The sequence below is a fragment of the Brevibacterium senegalense genome (genome assembly GCF_000285835.1).
In the GTDB taxonomy this organism is placed as follows: Bacteria; Actinomycetota; Actinomycetes; order Actinomycetales; family Brevibacteriaceae; genus Brevibacterium; species Brevibacterium senegalense.
In genome coordinates, this window is record NZ_HE978602.1 from 201,104 (window position 1) to 221,935 (window position 20,832).

16 protein-coding genes are annotated in these 20,832 nt (G+C 69.7%); 10 read left to right on the forward strand and 6 right to left on the reverse strand.

All coding sequences use genetic code 11. The annotated features are described in order from the left end of the window. Positions 1-79 precede the first annotated feature (79 nt). Entirely contained in the window at positions 80-1,252 is a 1,173-nt protein-coding gene (locus HGBR_RS06745; RefSeq protein ID WP_019158575.1) for an acyl-CoA dehydrogenase family protein, read from the reverse strand. Between the two features lie 190 nt (positions 1,253-1,442). Here HGBR_RS06745 and HGBR_RS06750 point away from each other — a divergent pair, with 190 nt between their 5' ends. The 5 genes from HGBR_RS06750 to HGBR_RS18755 all read left to right on the forward strand — a co-directional run bounded on the left by HGBR_RS06750 (position 1,443) and on the right by HGBR_RS18755 (position 9,244). Further along, the gene (locus HGBR_RS06750) at positions 1,443-2,609 is read left to right on the forward strand and encodes a thiolase family protein (protein ID WP_019158576.1); all 1,167 of its coding nucleotides are present in this window, start codon (positions 1,443-1,445) and stop codon (positions 2,607-2,609) included. Further along, positions 2,606-4,249: an AMP-binding protein gene (locus HGBR_RS16820; RefSeq protein ID WP_019158577.1), complete on the forward strand. Its 1,644-nt coding sequence runs from the start codon at positions 2,606-2,608 to the stop codon at positions 4,247-4,249. The genes HGBR_RS06750 and HGBR_RS16820 overlap by 4 nt, the downstream gene beginning before the upstream one ends. A gap of 163 nt (positions 4,250-4,412) precedes the next feature. After that, positions 4,413-6,377, forward strand: coding sequence for an LPXTG cell wall anchor domain-containing protein (locus HGBR_RS20425; protein WP_147522340.1), 1,965 nt, complete (start codon positions 4,413-4,415; stop codon positions 6,375-6,377). Between the two features lie 286 nt (positions 6,378-6,663). Further along, entirely contained in the window at positions 6,664-8,517 is a 1,854-nt protein-coding gene (locus HGBR_RS06765; protein WP_026077400.1) for an LPXTG cell wall anchor domain-containing protein, read from the forward strand. Positions 8,518-8,743: 226 nt separating this feature from the next. Beyond that, on the forward strand, positions 8,744-9,244 hold the full coding sequence (locus tag HGBR_RS18755) for an META domain-containing protein (protein WP_019158579.1): 501 nt from the start codon (positions 8,744-8,746) through the stop codon (positions 9,242-9,244). A 75-nt stretch (positions 9,245-9,319) separates the two neighbouring features. Here the strand turns inward: HGBR_RS18755 and HGBR_RS06775 are convergent, their stop codons facing one another. Further along, a complete protein-coding gene (locus tag HGBR_RS06775; RefSeq protein ID WP_026077401.1) occupies positions 9,320-10,231 on the reverse strand; it encodes a LysR family transcriptional regulator in 912 nt (303 codons plus the stop codon). A gap of 90 nt (positions 10,232-10,321) precedes the next feature. On the opposite strand from HGBR_RS06775, the gene HGBR_RS06780 reads away from it, so the two are divergent. The 3 genes from HGBR_RS06780 to HGBR_RS06790 are packed head-to-tail and all read left to right on the forward strand — an operon-like array spanning position 10,322 to position 13,385. Then, entirely contained in the window at positions 10,322-11,707 is a 1,386-nt protein-coding gene (locus HGBR_RS06780; RefSeq protein WP_026077402.1) for a CitMHS family transporter, read from the forward strand. 2 nt (positions 11,708-11,709) lie between these two features. Further along, positions 11,710-13,071, forward strand: coding sequence for an acyclic terpene utilization AtuA family protein (locus tag HGBR_RS06785; protein ID WP_019158582.1), 1,362 nt, complete (start codon positions 11,710-11,712; stop codon positions 13,069-13,071). Further along, positions 13,068-13,385, forward strand: coding sequence for an AtuA-related protein (locus HGBR_RS06790; protein WP_019158583.1), 318 nt, complete (start codon positions 13,068-13,070; stop codon positions 13,383-13,385). Before HGBR_RS06785 ends, HGBR_RS06790 begins: the two co-directional genes overlap by 4 nt. 54 nt (positions 13,386-13,439) lie before the next feature. Here the strand turns inward: HGBR_RS06790 and HGBR_RS06795 are convergent, their stop codons facing one another. Together HGBR_RS06795 and HGBR_RS06800 are read right to left on the reverse strand one after the other, a co-directional pair. Further along, positions 13,440-15,095 (reverse strand): class I adenylate-forming enzyme family protein, encoded by a 1,656-nt coding sequence (locus HGBR_RS06795; protein WP_019158584.1) that lies wholly within the window; start codon positions 15,093-15,095, stop codon positions 13,440-13,442. Beyond that, positions 15,092-16,045 (reverse strand): cyclase family protein, encoded by a 954-nt coding sequence (locus HGBR_RS06800; protein WP_019158585.1) that lies wholly within the window; start codon positions 16,043-16,045, stop codon positions 15,092-15,094. The genes HGBR_RS06795 and HGBR_RS06800 overlap by 4 nt, the downstream gene beginning before the upstream one ends. A gap of 327 nt (positions 16,046-16,372) precedes the next feature. Here HGBR_RS06800 and HGBR_RS06805 point away from each other — a divergent pair, with 327 nt between their 5' ends. Beyond that, positions 16,373-17,050: a TetR/AcrR family transcriptional regulator gene (locus HGBR_RS06805; protein WP_019158586.1), complete on the forward strand. Its 678-nt coding sequence runs from the start codon at positions 16,373-16,375 to the stop codon at positions 17,048-17,050. After that, positions 17,043-18,284 (forward strand): acyl-CoA dehydrogenase family protein, encoded by a 1,242-nt coding sequence (locus HGBR_RS06810; RefSeq protein ID WP_019158587.1) that lies wholly within the window; start codon positions 17,043-17,045, stop codon positions 18,282-18,284. The genes HGBR_RS06805 and HGBR_RS06810 overlap by 8 nt, the downstream gene beginning before the upstream one ends. A 56-nt stretch (positions 18,285-18,340) precedes the next feature. Here HGBR_RS06810 and HGBR_RS18760 read toward each other — a convergent pair whose 3' ends face one another. Together HGBR_RS18760 and HGBR_RS06820 are read right to left on the reverse strand one after the other, a co-directional pair. Next, a complete protein-coding gene (locus HGBR_RS18760) occupies positions 18,341-19,936 on the reverse strand; it encodes a hypothetical protein (RefSeq protein WP_019158588.1) in 1,596 nt (531 codons plus the stop codon). 130 nt (positions 19,937-20,066) lie between these two features. Beyond that, positions 20,067-20,744: a TetR/AcrR family transcriptional regulator gene (locus HGBR_RS06820; protein ID WP_019158589.1), complete on the reverse strand. Its 678-nt coding sequence runs from the start codon at positions 20,742-20,744 to the stop codon at positions 20,067-20,069. Positions 20,745-20,832: the final 88 nt, after the last annotated feature.

Consider the following 20,832-nt stretch of genomic DNA (forward strand, 5'->3'; position numbering starts at 1 on the left):
ACCTGCACGTGTGTTCAGTATTGCAGGTGGGGTGGTGACGGCAGGCGATCCGCGCTGGGCCCTGCCGCCCGGTCCGCCCTCAGTCGCGGCGGGCGGACAGCCCCATGTCCTTCGCGATGATCGTCTTCATGATCTCCGACGTGCCGCCGTAGATGCGGGTGACGCGCGCGTCCGCGTAGAGGCGTGCGATGGGGTACTCGAGGATGTACCCGTAGCCGCCGTGCACCTGGAGGCACTTGTCGATGACGCGCCCCTGGACCTCGGTGGTGAAGAGCTTGAGGCGGGCGGCGTCCGCGGGGCTCAGTTCGCCGTCGTCGTGCGCGTCCAGGGCCTGGTCCAGCATGGCGCGGGCGGCTGCGACCTCCGTCGAGCACTCCGCCAGCACGAACTTCGTGTTCTGGAAGTTCGACAGCGGCGTGCCGAACGAGGTGCGCTCCTGTGCGTACTCCGCGGCCAGGCGGATCGCCGCGTCCGCCGTGCCCACGGCGTTGACCGCGATCGTGAGCCGCTCCTGCGCCAGATTCGCGGACAGGTACCGGAAGGCGCTGCCCACCTCGCCCAGGATGTCCGCCTCCTGCACGACGACGTCCGTGAAGTGCAGCTCCACCGTGTCCTGGCTCTTGATGCCGATCTTGTGGAGGGTCGCGCCCACCTCGAACCCCGCCGAGGCCGTGGGGACGACGAAGATCGTGAGCCCGCCGCGGCGGTCGGCCGGGTCGAACGCCTGCGTCCGGGCGACGACCAGCACCACGTCGGCGTTCGCGCCGCCGGAGATGAAGGTCTTCGACCCGTTGAGCGTCCAGGTCCCGTCGTCGTTCCGCTGGGCGCGGGTCGTGATGCCCGTGAGGTCGGAGCCGGTGCCCGGCTCCGTCATCGCGATCGCCGTCATGAGGGTGCCGTCGGCCATGCCCGGCAGCCAGCGCTTCTTCTGCTCCTCCGTGGCGTACTCGAGGATGTACGGCGTCACGACGTCCTGGTGGACGCGCAGGGTGCCCAGGCTGGTGGCGGCGCGAGCGGTCTCCTCCGTCAGGATCGCGTTGTACTTGAAGGTGTCGGTCTGGCCGCCGCCCCCGTACTCCTCCGGGATCTGGAGGCCGATGAGGCCCAGCTCGCCCATCCGCGCGAACACGGCCTTGTCGACCATGCCGGCGTCCTCGTACTGCTGGAAGGCGGGCGCGAGCTCGCGTTCGACGAAAGTCCTGCACAGCTGCCGGAACTCTTCGTGGTCGTCCGTGTAGACGGTTCTGCGCATGGTGATCTCCAGTGATCTGTGTCGAGGGACGGCGCGGACCGGTCGAGCGGGCCGGGCGTCCCCGGGGCGTCGCGGTGTCGAGGCGCGGACGCCCCTTCCCGCTGAATCGAACAATCGTTAAGGTAGCAGACACGTACATCCCTGTCTGCAAAGGCCGCAGCAGGGCACACCTCGGGAAGGTTCTGGATCCATGCCTGAAGCCGTCATCGTCGACGCTGTCCGCACCGCAACAGGGCGCAGGGGGGGTGCCCTGCGGGACGTGCACCCGGTCGATCTGGCCGCGCACGCGCTGCGCGGACTCCTCGACCGCACCGGTGTCGATCCGGCACTCGTCGAAGACGTGATCCTGGGGTGCGTGACGCAGGCGGGCGAGCAGTCGTCGAACGTGGGGCGCTGGGCGGCGCTGGCGGCCGGCTTCCCGGAGACCGTCGCGGGCACGACCGTCGACCGCGCGTGCGGCTCCTCGCAGCAGGCGCTCACCTTCGCGGTCGCCTCCGTCGCGGCCGGACACTGCGACATCGTCATCGCCGGCGGGGTCGAGTCCATGACGCGCGTCCCGATGGGGTCGCAGCGCTCCAACGGACCCGGCAAGGCGTTCGGCCCCTCCATCGAGCAGCGCTACGGACGCGACTCCTTCAGTCAGGGTGAGGGGGCGGAGATGGTCGCGCAGCAGTGGGGCTTCAGCCGCACGGACCTCGACCAGCTGGCGCTCGATTCCCACGCGCGCGCCCTCGCGGCGACGGAGGCGGGCCTGTTCGCGGACCAGATCCTCCCGATCGAGGGCCTCGACAAGGAGGGCAACGCGATCGAGCTCCGCACGGACGAGGGCATCCGCGCGGGCGGCACGCTCGAGTCCCTGGGCAAGCTCAAGACCGTCTTCCAGGAGGACGGCGTCATCACGGCGGGCAATTCCTCGCAGATCTCCGACGGGGCCTCCGCGCTGCTCGTCATGACGGACGTGAAGGCGAAGGAGCTGGGGCTCACCCCGATCGCGCGCGTCCACACCGCGGCGCTCGCGGCGACGGACCCCGTCATCATGCTGACCGCGCCCATCCCGGCGACGCAGAAGGCGCTGGCGAAGTCCGGACTGTCCGCCAGCGACATCGACGTGTACGAGGTGAACGAGGCCTTCGCCTCCGTCCCGCTCGCATGGATGAAGGGCATCGGCGTCGACTGGGACCGCGTGAATACCAACGGTGGGGCGATCGCCCTGGGGCACCCGCTGGGCGGGTCCGGTGCGCGCATCATGACCGATCTCGTCCACCACATGCGCCGGACCGGCTCCCGGTACGGTCTCCAGACGATGTGTGAGGCCGGCGGCCAGGCGAACGCGACGATCCTGGAGCTCGTGGCGTGAGCGCGCAGCAGACCTCGACCGACCAGCAGGCCGCGCACGACCAGCGGACCGCGCAGGACCGCCCCGCACCAGCCGCCCCGCAGCCGGCCAGCCGCACGATGGGTGAGCTCGTCTACTCCGCGCTCACCCGCTACGACCGGCGCACCGCGTTCGTCGACGGCGGTCGCACCTTCACATACGCGCAGTCGGCGGCCGGCGTCCAGCGGATCCGCCGCACCCTGCAGGAGGCGGGAGTGCGGCCCGGTGACTTCGGCGCGCTCCTGGGCGGCAGTCGTCCGGAGACCTTCTTCTGCACGGCCGCTCTCTATTTCGAGGGCCTGCGGGTGAGCCCGCTGCACCCGGAGAACGGGGTCCGCGACCACCGGCAGTCCCTCGAGCTGGCGCAGGTGCAGTACCTGCTCTACGAGGAGGGCCGCTTCGACGCGATGGCGGCGGAGCTCGCCGCGACCATCCCCGGACTGACCGTCATTCCAGTCCCCATCCTCGACCCCGCCACGGCGTCGGATACCGCCGAGGTCGTGTCCGGCTTCTCCGTCCTGGACCGCCCTGTGCGGGTGGACCCGGAAGCGGATGCGTCCCTGGGCTTCTCCGGCGGCACGACGGGCACACCCAAGGGCATCGTGCGCTCGCACCGGACGATGGTGACGAATGCGATCTACACGATCGTCGACTGGGACTGGCCGGTGGAGAACCGCTTCCTCGTGACGACCCCCATGTCCCACGCCTCCGGTGCGATGGCCCTGCCCGTCCTGCTCAAGGGCGGGTCGATGGTCATGCTCGACAAGTTCTCGCCGCAGGCGTTCGTCGATGCGGTGGAGGAGCACCGGATCACGTCGACCTTCGTGGTGCCGACGATGATCTACCGGATCCTCGACCTGCCGCAGGAGCAGCTGGACCGGCTGGGGTCGCTCGAGACCGTCGTCTACGGCGCGTCCCTCATGGATCCGTCGCGGCTGCAGGAGGCGATCCGGCGGATCGGCCCTGTCTTCCTGCAGCTGTACGGGCAGGCCGAGTCGCCCAACCTCATCTCCGTCCTCCGGCAGGAGGACCACGATCCGGATGATCTGGTGCGGCTGGCCTCGGCCGGCCGGGCGACCTCGTCCGCGGATCTGACGATCCGGGACGACGAGGACCGGGAGGTGCCGGTGGGCGAGGTGGGCGAGATCTGCGTGTCCGGCCCCATCGTCATGTCCCGCTACTGGCAGAACCCGGAGCTCACGGCGGAGACGCTGCGCGGCGGTCGCCTGCACACGGGTGACCTGGGCCGGCTGGACGAGCACGGCTATCTCAGCATCGTGGGGCGCAAGAAGGACATGATCATCACCGGTGGTCTGAACGTGTACCCCGCCGAGGTCGAGGCCCGGCTGCTCGAGCACCCCGCCGTGGCGCAGGCCTGCGTCGTGGGCGTTGCGGACCGCGACTGGGGTGAGCGGGTCGTCGCGGCGATCGTGGTGCGGGCTGGGACCCCGGTGGAGGATGAGGCGGCACTGTCGCAGGAGCTGCGCGACTTCGTCCGTGCTGAGAAGGGCAGTGTGCAGACGCCCAAGGACCTGGAGTTCGTGACGGACATCCCCGTCACGAAGATCGGGAAGCCGGACAAGAACGCGCTGCGCGCCACGATGGAGGAGCTGCTGGGGTGAATCACCCGGGCGTGCGGCCGTTCGTGATTCGTTCGTGACCAGAATGAACAGAACTCCGAGCGAACGCACAACTCTGGCACAGTTGCCGTTGAGAGCCGCCGGTGCGATGTCGCCGACGACCCCAGGAACGCACACATCAGTCTGAGATGCAGAGGAAGAGCGTATGAGGATTCCCCAGGGAGGCAAGCGTTTCGTCGCGCTGAGCGCGGCAGTGGCCATCGGCATGAGTGGGGTGGCCGCCACGGTTCCCGCCATGGCCGCGAACGACGGGCCGAAGGCGCTGGGCGAGGCTGTCGCCACTGTCGCTGAGGACACGAGCATCGCCGGCAAGATCGCGGCGATCGGCTACAACGCCGACGGCGAGATCGTCGTGCAGACGGTCGCGGGTCAGGGCGTCACGGCCCAGTCGAAGGTCCTGGAGCCGGTCCGCGAACTCGCGGAGGCTGAAGGCCAGGACGAGCTCCACATCAAGCCGATCGCGCACGGCTACAGCCCGGTCAACGCGACGGACGTCGTGGGTGGCGCGGGCTACGCGGTCGACAAGGGCGGCAACCAGTGGGGCCTGTGCTCCTTCGGCTTCCCGGCGACGGGCCCCAACGGCGAAGAGGCGATCCTCACGGCCGGACACTGCGCAGAGGTGGGCGAAGAGGTCTATCTCGAGAAGCCGTCGCAGTCGAACGCGGGTGCGGACGATTACCACAACCCGCAGCGTCCGTTCGAACTGCTGAAGAACGAGCCGATCGGCTCGTTCACGCACTCGGAGTTCGCGGAGACGGACTTCATCAACGACGGTCAGTGGGACACCCCGGAGCGCTACAGCCCGGAAGACGCGCAGGACTTCGCCGTCATCACACTGAGCGATGACACGATCACGACGCATCCTGAGGTGACGGACTGGACGACTGCGGGCGGCGACGACCTCTCCGCCTCGACGCGCGAGGTCGCGGGCGTCCACGATGTGACGTTGGAGGACGTGGGCAAGGAGATCACCCGGTCGGGTCGCACCAGCGGCCAGCAGTCGGGCCCCATCGGGTCGAACGATGAAGAGGGCAAGGCCTACGTCGGCGAAATCGTCGACGGCTACGGCGTTGCCAACGACGAAGGCCGCCTCTCTCTCGTCTACGGCTTCGCCGCGCAGACGCTGGGCATCCCCGGCGACTCCGGTGGAGCGGTCATGATGGGCGACCAGGCCGTGGGTGTCACGTCGCTGTCGAACTACAACCGGACGACTCAGCAGGGTGACTGGATCTGGGTCGCCGAGCTGGCGTCCGGACTCGAGCACGTTGCCGACGGCTACACGGTGAAGACCACCGCCGACGAGGAGCCGGAGCCCACTCCGACGCCGACGGAGACTCCGGAGCCGACCCCGACGGCTACCGAGACGCCTGAGCCGACGCCGACTGCGACGGATTCCCCGGAGCCGACCCCGACGGCTACCGAGACGCCTGAGCCGACGCCGACTGCGACGGATTCCCCGGAGCCGACCCCGACGGCCACTGAGACGCCTGAGCCGACGCCGACTGCGACGGATTCCCCGGAGCCGACCCCGACGGCCACTGAGACGTCCGATCCGACGCCGACGGAGACCGACGATGCTGACCTCGATCCGGCGCTGGCGATCGATCCGGAGGAGATCGCTGCTGAGCGTTTCGTCGCGGATGGCGAGGAGCAGGCCATCGAGGACGACCGCGGTGTCACCTACACGGTGACGGACGTGGAGCCGGGTTCGGAGGTCACGTTCGACACGTACATGGATGCGGATCCGGCGAACGCGGGTTCGGCGGCGGCTCCGGCTGCGGATGCTGCTGATGAGCCAGCGAAGTCGATCACGGTGACGGCTGATGAGGACGGTACTGCGACCTCGCGCGTGTGGGGCGAGACGACTGCGCCGGCTTCCGCGTACGTCGGTGACTACTCGGTCGTCGCGACGACGGAGGACGAGACCCTCGAGGGCTCCTTCAGCGTCGTCGAGGGATCGGGTGACGGTGACGGCGGTCAGGATGACGGTGACAACGGGGACGATCTTCCCCGCACCGGTTCCACGACCGCTCCGCTGGTCGCCGGTGCTGCCGGACTGGTCGCGCTGGGTGGCGCGCTGGTCTACGTGGCACGTCGCCGCCAGGCCTGAACGAGCATGGTCCTGATGTTCGCGAGCTGATCGGGTTCGCGCGCTGACTGGGCGCTGGAGGGGGCATCCGCTGAGAAGCGGGTGCCCCCTTTCATGTGTCCGAACATCTCATTCTGGGAGCACCGTTGCCATGCCGTGACCATCTGTGATCATTCCGTGACCACAATGAACAGAACTGTCTGGTGATCCGCATCTCTGGCACAGTGGCACACCGAGTGTCGCCGGGCGGCTGTATCTGTCGACGACCAACTCAGGCTCTATGTCACCGAACAGCAGAGGAAGCAGTATGAAGACTCCCCAGGGAGGCAAGCGGTTCGTCGCGCTGAGCGCGGCGGTCACCATCGGTCTGGGTGGAGTGGCCCTCACGGTCCCCGCGATGGCCGCGAATGACGGCCCGAAGGCGCTGGGCGAGGCGGTCTCCGCCGTCGCCGCTGCAGACGAGAACATCCTCGACAAGGTCGCCGCGATCGGCTACGACGCCGAAGGTGACGTCGTCGTGCAGACCGTCAAGGGTGCGGACGTCCAGGCCGACGACGAGATCCTCAAGCCCATCGCTCAGTTCGCGCAGGCGACCGAGGACCAGGACGAGGTCGAGGTCATCGAGATCGCGAACGGGTACGGTCCCGTCAACGCGACGGACGTCGTGGGTGGCGCGGGCTACGCTGTCGCCCCTGACGGCGGTGCGGCGCAGGACATCCAGGGACTCTGCTCGTTCGGCTTCCCGGCAACTGGCCCCGACGGCGAAGAGGCCATCATCACGGCCGGCCACTGCGCCGAGGAGGGCGCGAACGTCTTCCTGGAGAAGCCCTCGACGTCCAACGCCGGTACGGGCGACTACCACGAGGATGCCACGCTCGAGCTGCTGAAGAACGAGCCGATCGGCACTTTCACGGCGTCGGAGTTCGGTGAGACGATCCTCGACCCGAATGACCCGGACAACGGCAATCCGGACAACTACTCGCCGGAGGAGACGCAGGACTACGCCGTCATCACACTGAATGACGACACGATCAAGACGCACCCCGAGGTCACCGACTGGACCACGGCGGGTGAGGACGATCTGTCCGCGTCGACCACGTCGGTCGCCGGCGTCCACGATGTGGAGCAGGAGGACATCGGTCAGACGATCACTCGCTCGGGCCGCACCTCCGGTCAGCAGGAGGGCCCCATCGGTGGGGAGGAGACCGGCACGATCGGCGGTATCGTCGATGGCTACGGCCTCGTCGGCATGCCCGACAGCCCGGATCCGGATAACCCGGAGGTCGGTCTGGTGTACGGCTTCGCGGCTGAGGCACTGGGCATCCCCGGCGACTCCGGCGGAGCCGTCATGATGGGCGACCAGGCCGTGGGCGTCACCTCCCTGTCGAATTACCAGGGAGAGGGCCAGGGCGGCGACTGGATCTGGGTCGCCGAGCTGGCCAAGGGCCTCGAGACCGTTGCCGACGGCTACGAGGTGAAGACCACGGAGCCCACGGAGGAGCCCACCGAGACCGGTGAGCCCACGGAGGAGCCGACCGAGACCGGTGAGCCCACCGAGACCGGTGAGCCCACGGAGACGGCCGACCCGACGCCCACGGCGACGGAGACCGAGGATCCGGAGCTCGACCCGGCGCTGGCCGTCGATCCCCAGGAGATCGCCGCCGAGCGCTTCATCGCCGAGGACGAGGACCAGGCCATCGAGGATGACCGCGGCGTCGCCTACACGGTGACGGACGTGGAGCCGGGCTCGGAGGTCACCTTCGACACCTACGCCGCCGGTGGCGACGATGCGAACGCCGGTTCCGGCGCCGCTGCCCCGGCTGCCGACTCCGACGACGAGCCGGCGAAGTCGATCACCGTGACCGCTGACGAGAACGGCACGGCGTCCTCGCGCGTGTGGGGCCTGCCCACCGCGGACGCCTCGGCCTACATCGGTGACTACGAGGTCGTCGCGACGACGGAGGACGAGACCCTCGAGGGTTCCTTCAGCGTCGTCGAGGGTTCGGGTGACGGCGATGGTGGCCAGGACGACGGTGACAACGGGGACGGCGATGACCTGCCCCGCACCGGTTCGACCACCGCTCCGCTGGTCGCCGGCGCTGCCGGACTGGTCGCCCTGGGTGGCGCACTGGTCTACGTGGCACGCCGCCGCCAGGCCTGAGCGCATCTGATCCGGAGGCGGACGGGCTGACCGGGCACGGACGCTGACGGAACAGAACGAAGGGGGCATCCGCTGAGAAGCGGATGCCCCCTTCGGCGTGTGCCGGGACGACCCCCGGCGGGTGGATGAGCCCGAGGATTCAGCGGCGATGCACGGGAACCCACCCCCGCGGCCCCAGCCTGGGCCGATAGCATGGGACGGTCCGGCCAACGACTCGGGAGACTTCATGAAGCGACAGATCACCGTGGCAGCGGTTCTCGCGGCCTCCGCTCTGGCCCTGACCGGTTGCGGGGGATCGGGCGCACCCGGCGAGGATTCGACGACCTCGGCCGCTGCCGAAGAGCCCTCGTTCGACGGCCGCTGGGAGGCGGACGACCCGGAGGACGCATTCCTCCAGTTCACCGTCGTGGATGACGGCGGCGGCACCCTTTCCGGCGGCGACGGGTGCAACGGCATCGGGGGCGACTTCTTCATCGACGGCGACACCGCCCGTGTGGAGCGCGGTCCCAGCACCCTCAAGGGCTGCCCGGGCGTCGACACGTGGCTGGGCGGCGTCAACACCGTCGTCGTGGACGGCGACACGATGACCGTGCAGGACGAGAACGGCGAAGAACTGGGCACCCTCACCCGTGCGGATGAGGCGGAGGCGACGCAGCCGGGATCGACCGGCAGCCCGTCCGTCTCGATCGATGAGGCGACCGAGGACGCCGACGACGGCGACAGCTGACGAAGAGCGACCGATCGCGGGCCGGAGGGGATCCCCTCCGGCCCGCAGTCGTGTGGGACGAGGCGTGCCCGATGGTCATCGCTGGTCCAGGAACTCGTGCTCGATGCTCATCGACCGGATGAACTCCCGGACGGCGGGCGACGGCCGCTCGTCCCTCCGCCGGATGATGGAGATCTCACGGCGGACCGCAGGCCGCAGCGGCACGAAGGCGAGCTGCGCGAACTCCATGAGGGGTCGGACCAGACCCGGCACCGCCGTGACGCCCAGGCCGGAGGCCACGAGGCCCGCGACCGCTCCCACGTTGTGCGCGACCATCGTCGAGGCGGGGCGCACATCGGCCGCCTCGAACGCCAGCTCGACCGGTCGGGAGATGCTCGTGTAGGGCGAGAACACGATCGTCCGCTCACCGCTGAGCTCCGACCAGTCGATCGACTCCCGTCCCGCCAGCGGATGCCAGGGCGGCAGGGCGCAGAAGAATCCGTCCGAGCCGATTCTCCGATACTCCAGGTCTGGGACGCGCTCCGTCCCGGCCGTGATCCCGACATCCACCTGCCCCGCCCGCACCTGCTCCACCACCTGACTGGTGAATGCATCGCGCACCTCGACCTGCACCTGGGGGTGCTCGCGCAGGAAGTCACGGATGACCGAGGGGAGGAAGCTCGAGGCGATGGACGGCAGGCAGCCGATCGCGATGGACCCGTGATCGCCGCTCGCCAGCTGCTCGATCTGCGCCAGCCCCTTGTCGAAGGAGACGAGGGTCGCGCGCATCTGCGCCAGCAGCGCGCCCCCGGCGGGACTCGGTTCCACCGACCGCGTCGTCCGGTGGAACAGGCTGACTGACAGGATCCGCTCCAGATCCGAGATCCGACGGCTCAAGGACGATTGCGAGATCCCCAGGATGCGCGCCGACTCCGTGAAACTGTGCGTCTCCATGACCGCCACTGCGGCCCGGAGATGCCCCACCGTCACCCGACTATTCATCCGCATGGTGCATGACACTATCCGAAACTGTCTATTGTGCACATAAGTGGGTGTGGAGAGGATGGAAGCGATCGCACATGTTTCAAAGGAGCGACAGTGCTTGCAGCCATAGGTTTTCTCATCATCGCGGTGATCCTCGTTCTTCTTCTCACTCAGAGAGTGAACGCGATCGTCGCGCTCGCAGGCGTCCCTTTCGTGGGCGCACTCATCGCGGGGTTCTCGCTGGCGGACGTGTCCGAATTCGCCATGACGGGCATCAGCGGCGTCGTGGGCGTCATCGCGATGTTCGTCTTCGCCATCATCTACTTCGGCATCGTGAGCGATGCCGGGATGTTCGACCCGATCGTGAACCGGATCGTGCGCTTCGCCGGTGACAAGCCGGCGACGATCACCGTCGCGACGACTCTGCTGGCGATCGTCTCGCATCTGGACGGGGCGGGGGCGTCGACGTTCCTCATCACCATCCCGGCGATGCTCCCCCTCTATGAGCGCATGGGCATGAGCAGGCTGGTCCTCGCCACCTGCGTCGCGCTGGGCGCCGGAGTCATGAACATCCTCCCGTGGGGCGGGCCGACGCTCAGGGCCGCGGCCACTGCCGAGGTGCCAGCCAACGAGCTGTGGGTGCCGCTGATCCCCGCACAGATCGTGGGGCTGATCGCCGCGCTGGGCATCGCGTTCCTCCTGGGCGTGCGGGAGAAGAAGCGCCTCGCCCGGCTCGATGCCGGTGACGAGCGCGCGCTGGTCCCGGAGTCCACGGCGCGGATCGGTGAGTCTGGGATGGTCATCGTCCAGGATGCAGGAGGCGCCGCGTCGCCGGACGCCGCCGCGAGCGAGGCGGAGGTCGCAACGCTGCGCCGCCCCCGACTGCTCTTCGTGAACCTCGCCGTGACGCTCCTGGTCGTCGTCTTCCTCGTGATGGGGTGGGTGGACCCGGCCGTCTGCTTCATCATCGGCGCGATCATCGTCCTCGTCGTCAACTATCCGGACATGAAGCAGCAGGGGGAGAGGATCAACGCTCATGCACCGGGCGCCGTGCTCATGGCGAGCACGCTCATCGCTGCGGGGATCCTCCTGGGCGTCCTGAGCGAGTCCGGGATGGTCGAGGCGATGGCGCAGGGCGGAGCGAACCTCCTGCCGGAGTCCCTGGCTCCCGGCCTCCCGCTCCTCGCGGGCCTCCTGGGAGTGCCGCTCAGCCTCCTCTTCGGCCCGGATGCCTACTACTTCGGCGTCATGCCCGTGCTCATGGCCGTGGGCGAGGGGTTCGGGGTCGACGGGATCCACATCGCCCAGGCGTCTATCCTCGGACAGGAGACCGTGGGCTTCCCGATCAGCCCGATGACCGGATCGTTCTTCCTGCTGGTCGGCCTGGCCAAGGTGGACATCGGTCGCCACATCCGCCATTCGTTCCTCTGGATGTGGCTCCTCAGCATCATCATGCTGCTGGTCGCCGTCGTGACGGGAGTGATCCCGGGATGGGTGTGAGTATGGAACAGATCCGGCTGGGCGCCGGTGCGGGCTTCGCGGGTGATCGGATCGATCCCGCGGTCGAGCTCGCGCAGCACGGAGAACTCGACTACCTGATCTTCGAGTGTCTGGGCGAGAGGACTGTCGCGGCCGGACAGGTGCGGCGGCGAACGGATCCCGGGGCTGGATACGATCCCCTGCTCCTCGCCCGCATCGACGCCGTGATCGAGCACACGCTCGCCGCCGGCACGACGATCGTGACGAACGGAGGGAGCGCGAACCCGTTGGCGGCCGCGAACGCCGTCGCCGCGCTCCTGGGGGAGAAGCGCCTGGGCCGGACCGTGCGGATCGCCGCCGTCACCGGGGACGATGTGGAGGCGGCCATCCGTGAGGTCGACCCCCTCGTGTGGGAGACCGACGCGCCGGTCTCCGCGCACCCGGACGAGCTGCTCTCCGCGAACGCGTACATCGGCGCCGATGCCCTGGTCGATGCACTGAAGCAGGACGTCGACATCGTCATCGCGGGACGGGCATCCGACCCCTCGCTGTACCTCGCTCCGATGATCCACGAGTTCGGCTGGGGCCCATGCGACCACGCACTGCTGGGCGCCGGCACGTGCGTGGGCCACCTGCTCGAGTGCGCCGGTCAGCTGACCGGCGGGTACTTCGCGGACCCCGGACCCAAGGACGTGCCCGGACTGGCGCGCCTGGGCTTCCCCTTCGCGGACGTGTCCGCGGACGGCACCGCGGTCATGGGCAAGTTGGAGCGTTCCGGGGGGCTCCTCACGGTGCAGACGTGCCGCGAACAGCTCCTCTACGAGGTGCACGAACCGCACGCCTATCTCACCCCGGACATCACCGCGGACTTCTCCCGCGTCTCCTTCACACAGACGGGACCGGACCGGGTCGCGGTGACCGGGGCCTCGGGCCGGGAGCGGCCGGACCAGCTCAAGGTGAGCCTGGGATTCCGGGGCGGCTGGACGGGGGAGGGACAGATCTCCTACGCGGGGCCTCGGGCGGAGGAGCGGGCCCGGCTGGCAGGCGACGTCGTCGTCGAACGGCTGGCCCACGTGCACGGGGTGCCGGAGGACCGGCTGACGGTCGAGCTGATCGGCACCGGCTCCGCGTTCCGCGGCGCCCCCGGCAGTCGGGGCAGCGACGTGGGTCCACTCCCGGAGGTGCGGCTGCGCGTGTCCGGCGTGCTGGACGACCGGGCGCAGGCGGACGCCGTGCGCTGGGAGGTGGAGAGTCTCTACACGAACGGGCCCGCCGGCGGCGGGGGAGCCCGCGGCTCCGTGACGGAGGTCGTCGCGATCCGCGCAGCCTCGCTGCCGCGGGAGGCCGTGACGACCACCGTGCACATCCAGGAGGTGCGGGGATGATCCTCGACGCGATCGCGGACGTGCGGACCGGCGACAAGGGCGACGACCTCATCATCGCCGTGCTGCCCCGGGACGATGCGGACGGCCAGACAGGTCACGCGTACGACCAGGTGGTCCGGGCGGTGACGGAGGAGCGGGTCGCGCAGCACTACGGACTGCCCGTGGCGACCGTCCACCGGACGCTCATGCCCACCGTGTCCGCGATGGTCTTCCACCTGCGCGGAGTGCTGGGCGGGGGAGTGACCGGCAGCAGCTACCTGGACGGCCACGGCAAGACGATGGGCTACCACCTGCTGACGCTGCCGGTGGAGTGACGGCAGAGCGGGCGTCGGATCGGGATCCGACGCCCGCTCATTCCCGCATTTGACCTACTCCCGCAGCATGCGCCGCAGGATCTTGCCGGTCGCGGTCTTGGGCATCTCATCCAGGACACCGATCGACCGCGGCACCTTGTACGCGGACAGCTGCTCGCGGCAGTGTGCGGTCAGCTCCTCGACGGTGGCGCTCTGCCCCGCCTTGAGCGTCACGTACGCCGCGACGGTCTCGCCGCGGTAGTCGTCCGCGACGCCCACGACCGCGGCCTCGGACACGGCGGGGTGGTCGTAGAGCACCCCTTCGACCTCACGGGGCCACACCTTGTAGCCGGCCGCGTTGATCATGTCCTTCTTGCGATCGACCAGGTAGATCCACCCGTCGGCGTCACGGAAGGCGACATCGCCGGTGTGGAAGAACCCGCCATCGGTGATCTCCGCCGCCGTCGCCTCCGGGTTCTCCCAGTAGCCCGGCGTGATCTGCGGGCCGCGCGCCCAGATCTCCCCGTACTCGCCGTCGGGCAGGTCCTGCCCGGACTCGCCGACGATCCGCACCTGGGTGTCGTAGACCGCCTTCCCCACGGACAGGGAGCCGGACTCCGGATCGACCGGCGCCCGCTCGCCCCGCAGCACGACCGTGAGCGGCGACGCGGACTCGCTGAGGCCGTACGCCCCGTGGATGTACGTCCCGTACACCTGCTCCAGCCGGTCCGACAGCGACGGTGCGACCGGCGCCCCGCCCGTGTACACGGTCTGCAGGCTGTCCAGATCGCCGTCGCGCAGCTGTGAGGAGTCCGCGACCGCCATGAGTGCGGTGATCGCGCCGATCGTGAAGACCGGACGCCACCGCCGGATCGACTCGAGCACTGCGACGGGGTGGAACCGATGGCTCAGCACCAGCGGGTGCCCGCCCCGGATCGCGTACGACAGATGGCCCACCGATCCGGTGATGTGGAACAGCGGCGCGATCGCCAGGATCGGCTGTCCCGCCTCCAGCCCGCCCATCTGCACGTACGTCTCCGCGTTGAACGCGAGGTTCCCGTGCGTGTTGATCGCTCCCTTGGGGCTGCCCGTCGTCCCAGAGGTGTAGGTCAGCAGCGCCGGGTCGTCGGGTCCCAGCTGGGGCCGGGACACCGCTCCCGAGGCCCCGGCCGGCTGACCGCCCCCGTCGCCGGCCAGCTCCTCGAGGGAGGCCAGCCGCACCCCTGCGGGGGCGGCGGTCGCGGTGGAGACATCGGCCTCGACCGCCTCCTCCCGGATCCCGTCGCCCTCGGTGACCCACCGACGGAACCGGCCGATCACGGTCAGACGGACGGAGGTGTCCGCGACGACCTCGGCGGCGACGTCGTCCCACAGCGTGGGGAGAGTCACGAGCGCGACGGCACCGGAGTCCTGCAGGTGGTAGCGCAGCTCGCGGGCCGTGTTCATGGGGTTGATGGGCACGCCCACCGCCCCCAGCTTCCACGCCGCGACGACGCCCACCGCGAAGAGCGGGTCGTTCTGCGTGTAGAGCGCGACCCGGTCGCCCGGGCTCACCCCGTCCCCGGCGAGCGCGGCCGCGAGCGCCCGCGCCTGCCGATCGACCTCGCCGAAGGTGAGAGTCTCCGCGAACGCGTGGAGGAAGGGCTGCTCCGCTGACTCCCGGACCCGGTGCTCCCACGCGTCCAGCATCGTGGGGTGGGCGGGCGCGAGGGATTCGGAGAACGGCTTCATCGGATCGCCAGGGGGTTGACCGGCGAGCCCGTCGCACGGTGGATCTTGAGGGGAGCGGCGGCGTAGAGGAAGTCCCAGCGGCCGTCCTCCGCGCACGCGGCGGCGAGACTCTCCAGGTCGCAGATCTCCGTGAGCGCGATGCCCAGATTGCGCATGAGCGCGTTGTGGAGGGTGAGCGCGACACCGGTGTCCGGGTCCGTCGTCACCTCGTTCGCGATCGTGTCCGTCACGAGGTTGGGGATCTCCATGTCGTGGAACCACTGGACGAGCTCCGGGCTGTACTGGAGGCCCGGCTCGCAGAAGTCCTCGTAGAACTTGTCGCCCTGCTCGAAGAACAGCTGCAGGTGGTTCGTGCGGATGAGGAGGATGTCGTGCTTCTCGATCGTGACGCCCTGCGCCTCCGCCGCCTCCTGGAGGTCGTTGTGGTCGAAGGTGCGCTTGGCCTCGATCGCCTCGACGCCCAGGTGGCGGGCCATGTCGACGAGGACGCCCCGGCCCACGACGCCGCGCTGGGCGATCGGCTCGACGCTCGCCTTGTCCAGGCCGCCCACGGTCGTGCGCGCGTCGTATCCGTTCCAGATCTGACCGCCGTACCAGACGTGGCCCAGCGCGTCGTACTGCGTGGAACCCTGGAGGAAGGCGACCAGCTTGTCGTCCGCGTAGTGGAGTCCGCCCGGGAATTGGGGCGCGTCGTCGCTGTCCCATGCGGACTCGTCGATGACCATCTCGCGCTCCGCGGGGAGGCGGGACGGCCACACCGGGTCACCCTTGGGATCGCCGATGAGTCTCTGGAGGGTGTGCACCTCACCCGTCCTGATGCTGCGGACACCGCGCAGCACCTCGTCGGAGGTGAGGAAGTTGAGCGAACCGACCTCGTCGTCGTCGCCCCAGCGGCCCCAGTTGGAGGGGGCATTCGCCAGGAGGTCTGTGAGCTGCGGTGCATCTGCCATGGATCTCGCCTTTCATCACGGTGAGTGCCGAGGAGACTGGCGCCTGCCGGCGTCTTCGACGGCTGGTGTCCGGCACGCCTCGACTGCGGGGCGCGCCGGGTCCGGAACATCCGTCCGGGACTGCCAGCATTGCCCTGTTCCGGGTGCCGCGTCAAGGGGTTGTGCGCACGTGCCTCGAACAAGCGTTCACGACCAAGAGCGCAGACTACACCCAGAGACTGGGCGTTCCGGGAATCCTTGACGAACAAGTGTTCGCATGCGCATGATGGGGCGGAACAGGAGGGCGGCAGCGGCGTCGCCCCGACCCGGCAGAGGCGGTGAGCGACGATGCAGGCACGGTCCGGACGTGCGGCCGTCCTGGACGCCGCGGTCCAGAACTTCCAGCGGGTCGGCTACCACGGCACCTCGATGCGCGACATCGCGACGGGCGCCGGCTTCACGGTCGCCTCGATCTACAACCACTTCCCGTCCAAGCAGCGGATCCTGCAGGAGATCATGGTCGGGATCCTCACCGATGCGCTCGCCGCGACCCGCAGCGCGGTGCTGCGGGCGGGCGCGCTGCCGCACGACCAGCTGCGTGCCCTCATGCACGCGTGGCTCGTCTTCCACACGGAGCGGCGCGACGAGGCCGTCGTGGGCGCGACGGAGATCCGCAGCCTGGACCCGGACGGCCGCCGCCTCGTCGTCGCGCTGCGCGACGAGCAGGAGCACCTGTTCCGCGAGGTCGTGGAGCACGGTGCGGAGACGGGCGCCTTCGGCACACCCCACCCCGCCGAGGCCGTCCGCGCCCTCATCGCGATGGGCACCTCCGTCGCCTCCTGGTACCGCCCCGGCGGCGGCCTCACTCCCCACCAGATGGGAGAGCGCTACGCGCGGCTCGCACTCGGCCTCATCGAGGCCCGCACGGACCCGGCCACCGGCCCCGCAGTGTCCCTGGAACCCTCTTCATCTCCGGACTCCGCTCCGGTGGATCCACCCGCACAAGGAGACGCATCAGATGACTGACACCGCACTCAAGGGCATGCCCGTCCGCCCGGACGTCGAATCGCTGGACCTGAGGCCGTCTCAGAAGGCGCTGGATCTGCGTGAGGCCCTCGTCGCGTTCATGCACGAGCAGGTCTTCCCGGCGGAGGCCCGCTACGACGAGTACCGCGCACAGCACGGGCCCCACGACCACTCGGTCCCGCCGGTCGTCGAGGAGCTCAAGGCCGAAGCCCGGAAGCGCGGCCTGTGGAACCTCTTCCTGCCCGCGGAGTCCGGGCTGAGCCAGCTGGACTACGCGGGCCTGGCGGAGATCACCGGGTGGAGTCTCCACCTGGCTCCGGAGGCCACGAACGGGCAGGCGCCGGACACCGGCAACATGGAGCTGCTCCACATGTTCGCGACGGAGGAGCAGCGCACGCAGTGGCTGGAGCCTCTGCTGGACGGGACGATCCGGTCCGCGTTCGCGATGACGGAGCCGGAGGTCGCCAGCTCGGACGCGACGAACATCGAGACGACGATCGCCCGCGACGGCGACGAGTACGTCATCAACGGACGGAAGTGGTGGACCTCCGGTGCGTCCGACCCGCGCTGCCGGATCCTCATCCTCATGGGCAAGACGGACACGGAGGCGGAGACGCACCGCCAGCAGTCGATGATCCTCGTCCCGGTGGACACGCCGGGGGTGCGGATCGTCCGCGACCTGCCGGTCATGGGGCACCACGACCAGCACGGGCACGCCGAGGTCGTGTTCGAGGACGTGCGCGTCCCCGTCGCGAACCTGCTGGGGGAGGAGGGGTCCGGCTTCGCGCTGGCCCAGGCCCGCCTGGGACCGGGCCGTATCCACCACTGCATGCGCGCGCTGGGTGCGGCGGAGCGAGCGCTCGCCCTTCTGGTGTCCCGGGCGCAGCAGCGCGTGGCCTTCGGGAAGCCGCTGGTCGAGCAGGGCACGATCCAGCAGGACATCGCGGAATCCCGCATCGCGATCGACCAGGCCCGGCTGCTGTGCCAGTACGCGTCGAAGGTGATCGACACGCACGGCAACAAGGCGGCCGCCGCCTACGTGTCCGCGGCGAAGGTCGCCGTGCCGCGCACCGCGCTGCAGGTCATCGACCGGGCGATCCAGGTCCACGGCGGCGCAGGCATCAGCGACGACGTGCCGCTGGCGGCGATGTACGGCTGGCACCGCGCGATGCGGATCTTCGACGGTCCGGACGAGGTGCACCTGCGCACGCTCGCCAAGCGCGAGGTCCGCTGACGCGCGGGCCTCTCCCGCATGCGGGGCTCGAGCCGGCACCGCGGCCCGCGTGCGCCTCACCCGGCGGTGGCGTCCCACGTGGCGAGGAGCTCCCGGGCCCACGGGGGCTGCGGCTGGTCCTCGCCGTACCGACTGTCGTCCGTGCGGTCCGCGGTGCCGGTCGCTGTGGACGTGAAGGAGACGCGGTCGCCGTCGTGCTCGACGGCGACCGAGGCTCTTCCCGGCCAGTCGCCGTTCCGCAGTGCGGTCACCAGGGCATCCAGGCCCGCGGGCTGTGAGACGTCCGGCCCGGCCGCGTCGCCGATCGAGAGGCCGAAACCGGCGCCGCGTGAGCCGCTGCCGGTGAGCACGGCGGTGAATCCCGCGTCCCACAGCGCCGCGATGGTCTGGCGGTGGGCGGGCCACGCCTGCGCCTCGAAGTCCGCACCGTAGTGGTGGAGGTCGCGGTGGCTCACCTCGACCGGCTCGTCCGGACCCAGCGGCCAGTCCGCATCCGACACGAGGTCGACCACCTCCTGCAGCCCGTCCGAGTCGTCGACGGTGACCGCGACCCCGCCGTTGTTCATCTCGATCCTCCGCACGGACGCGCCGGCATCCGTCAGCCGGGTGTGCGCCGCGAGGACGTCGTCCAGGCTGTCTGCGCCGTCGCCCAACTCGATCGTCAGGCCGTCGTCGGTGCGGACGGAGAAGCCGTCCTGCGCGGCGGCGCCGTACTGGGTCACGAGTGCGTCGTGGAGTGCGGAGACGTCATCAACGGAGGGCACTTGCAGATCGCCCTGCTCCGTGCGCTGCTGGGTGCGGTCGTCCACGGAGCCGGCCAGCACGGTCGCCCCGCCGGCGTCCGCGGTCTCGAAGAGGGTCCGGACGGCCTCGGGCGCGGTGTCCGATCCCAGGCTGAAGGAGAACCGGGTCGTCGGCGGCTCCGCGGAGGCGGTGGAGTCCAGCGCGGCCGCGTCGTCGGAGTCGTCTGAGCAGGACGATGAGCCGGTTGCGGCGGAGGCGGTGACGTCCAGACGGACGGATCCCGGGGCATCCGTGTTCTCGAGCAACCAGTCGCGCAGATCCGTGCCCGGACTCAGACGGGCGGTGGCCTGCGTGTCCTCGAGGGCGCCCCCCTCGACGTCCGGCAGATCGGCCAGGTGCGGCAGCTGCGGGAGATTGAGGGCGGCCGTCCCGTCGCCCGATCCAGCGGCAGCGCGGGAGTAGCCGTCGAACCGGGGCGCGTCCACGCGGAAGCGGCCGCTCACCATCGTCATCTGTGGGGGCCCGTCCGGATACCGGTGGTCGGAGTAGAGGTTGAGGATCGCGCGCTCGGCGACACGGAGAGCGACGGAGTCGGCCTCGTCGTCGAGGTGGACGACGGTCCGTGGGGGAGCGGCTGGCTCCGGGGTCGGATCGTCCGGGCCGCAGGACGGCTGGGGGTAGGTGGGGGCGGGGTCCACATCGTCTGCGTCCACAGCGATGCGGTCGATGCCTTCCACCGCATCGAGGGATTCGACGACCTCGAAGAACTCATCCGCACTGGACACGGGACGGGTGTCCGTCTCCGTCCCCTCCGTGCAGGCGGTCAGAGCGACCAGCGCCAGGACCGTCGCGGGAGCGAGGACGAGCAGGCGGGAGGAGCGGTGCGGGGAAGCGGGACGTCGCGTCATGCCTCCAGCATCCGCCGACCGGCCGGCCCACTCGTGCCGCACGTGTAGCGGGATCGAGAGCCGTGTGCCAGATCGGCTACAGACGACGGATCGGAGGAGCCGACGGGTGCGGACCGCGGCCGGTGCGCCGTCAGCGGGAGGCGGCGGCGACCTCGGCGTCGGGGTCGCCCACGGCACCGTCGATGGCGGGAAGCGGCAGGGCGATCAGCCGCTCGATCTCCGCATCGCTGGGGTCGAGGCCCAGAAGGCGGAGGCTGAAGCGGGTGTACTGCTCTTCCAGCTGGTCGATCGTGAGAGTGCCGTCCTTGGAGAACCACAGCGGGATCGAATTGATGATCGAGAGGATCGCGCGCGAGGCGATGTCCGCGTTGTCGACGTGGAAGACACCGGAGTCGCGACCCTGCTGGACGACGCCCACGAAGATGTCGCGGGACTCGCGCTGCAGACCGCGGATCGTCGTGAAGCTCTCCTGGCTGAGGCGCTCCGTGTCGCGCAGGATCACGCGGCTGACCTGGCGGTAGGTCGAGCGGTAGCGGACCGTGAAGCGCACGAGCACGGCGATGCGGTCGACCGGGTCCGGGCCGGTGGTCTCGACCGCCTCCTGCGCACGGGCGCTGAACCAGGTGAAGGCGTTGTGGATGAGCTCGAACAGCGCATCCTGCTTCGACGGGAAGTAGTAGTACAGGGCGGACAGGCTGAGCCCGGCCTCCTGCGCGATGTCACGGATCGAGGCGCCGTCGAACCCGTGCCGGGCGAACGTGATGCGCGCGGCACGCAGGATCTCTGCGCGTCCGTTGGTGGTCGCCACGTGAAACTCCTCTTCTTCTGCTGTCGCCGAGGCCCTGCGCGGTGCGGCGTCCTTGTCGTACCATGTCCCTCGGCTCGAACGGTCCGGT

What these genes read in the sequence shown, in the direction of transcription:
- HGBR_RS20425 (WP_147522340.1), top strand. Translation starts at nt 4,413, where the DNA reads ATGAGGATTCCCCAGGGAGGCAAGCGTTTCGTCGCGCTGAGCGCGGCA.
- HGBR_RS06800 (WP_019158585.1), bottom strand. Translation starts at nt 16,045, where the DNA reads ATGGCAGATGCACCGCAGCTCACAGACCTCCTGGCGAATGCCCCCTCC.
- HGBR_RS06765 (WP_026077400.1), top strand. Translation starts at nt 6,664, where the DNA reads ATGAAGACTCCCCAGGGAGGCAAGCGGTTCGTCGCGCTGAGCGCGGCG.
- HGBR_RS06810 (WP_019158587.1), top strand. Translation starts at nt 17,043, where the DNA reads ATGACTGACACCGCACTCAAGGGCATGCCCGTCCGCCCGGACGTCGAA.
- HGBR_RS06795 (WP_019158584.1), bottom strand. Translation starts at nt 15,095, where the DNA reads ATGAAGCCGTTCTCCGAATCCCTCGCGCCCGCCCACCCCACGATGCTG.
- HGBR_RS06785 (WP_019158582.1), top strand. Translation starts at nt 11,710, where the DNA reads ATGGAACAGATCCGGCTGGGCGCCGGTGCGGGCTTCGCGGGTGATCGG.
- HGBR_RS06745 (WP_019158575.1), bottom strand. Translation starts at nt 1,252, where the DNA reads ATGCGCAGAACCGTCTACACGGACGACCACGAAGAGTTCCGGCAGCTG.
- HGBR_RS06775 (WP_026077401.1), bottom strand. Translation starts at nt 10,231, where the DNA reads ATGCGGATGAATAGTCGGGTGACGGTGGGGCATCTCCGGGCCGCAGTG.
- HGBR_RS18760 (WP_019158588.1), bottom strand. Translation starts at nt 19,936, where the DNA reads ATGACGCGACGTCCCGCTTCCCCGCACCGCTCCTCCCGCCTGCTCGTC.
- HGBR_RS06805 (WP_019158586.1), top strand. Translation starts at nt 16,373, where the DNA reads ATGCAGGCACGGTCCGGACGTGCGGCCGTCCTGGACGCCGCGGTCCAG.
- HGBR_RS06750 (WP_019158576.1), top strand. Translation starts at nt 1,443, where the DNA reads ATGCCTGAAGCCGTCATCGTCGACGCTGTCCGCACCGCAACAGGGCGC.
- HGBR_RS06790 (WP_019158583.1), top strand. Translation starts at nt 13,068, where the DNA reads ATGATCCTCGACGCGATCGCGGACGTGCGGACCGGCGACAAGGGCGAC.
- HGBR_RS18755 (WP_019158579.1), top strand. Translation starts at nt 8,744, where the DNA reads ATGAAGCGACAGATCACCGTGGCAGCGGTTCTCGCGGCCTCCGCTCTG.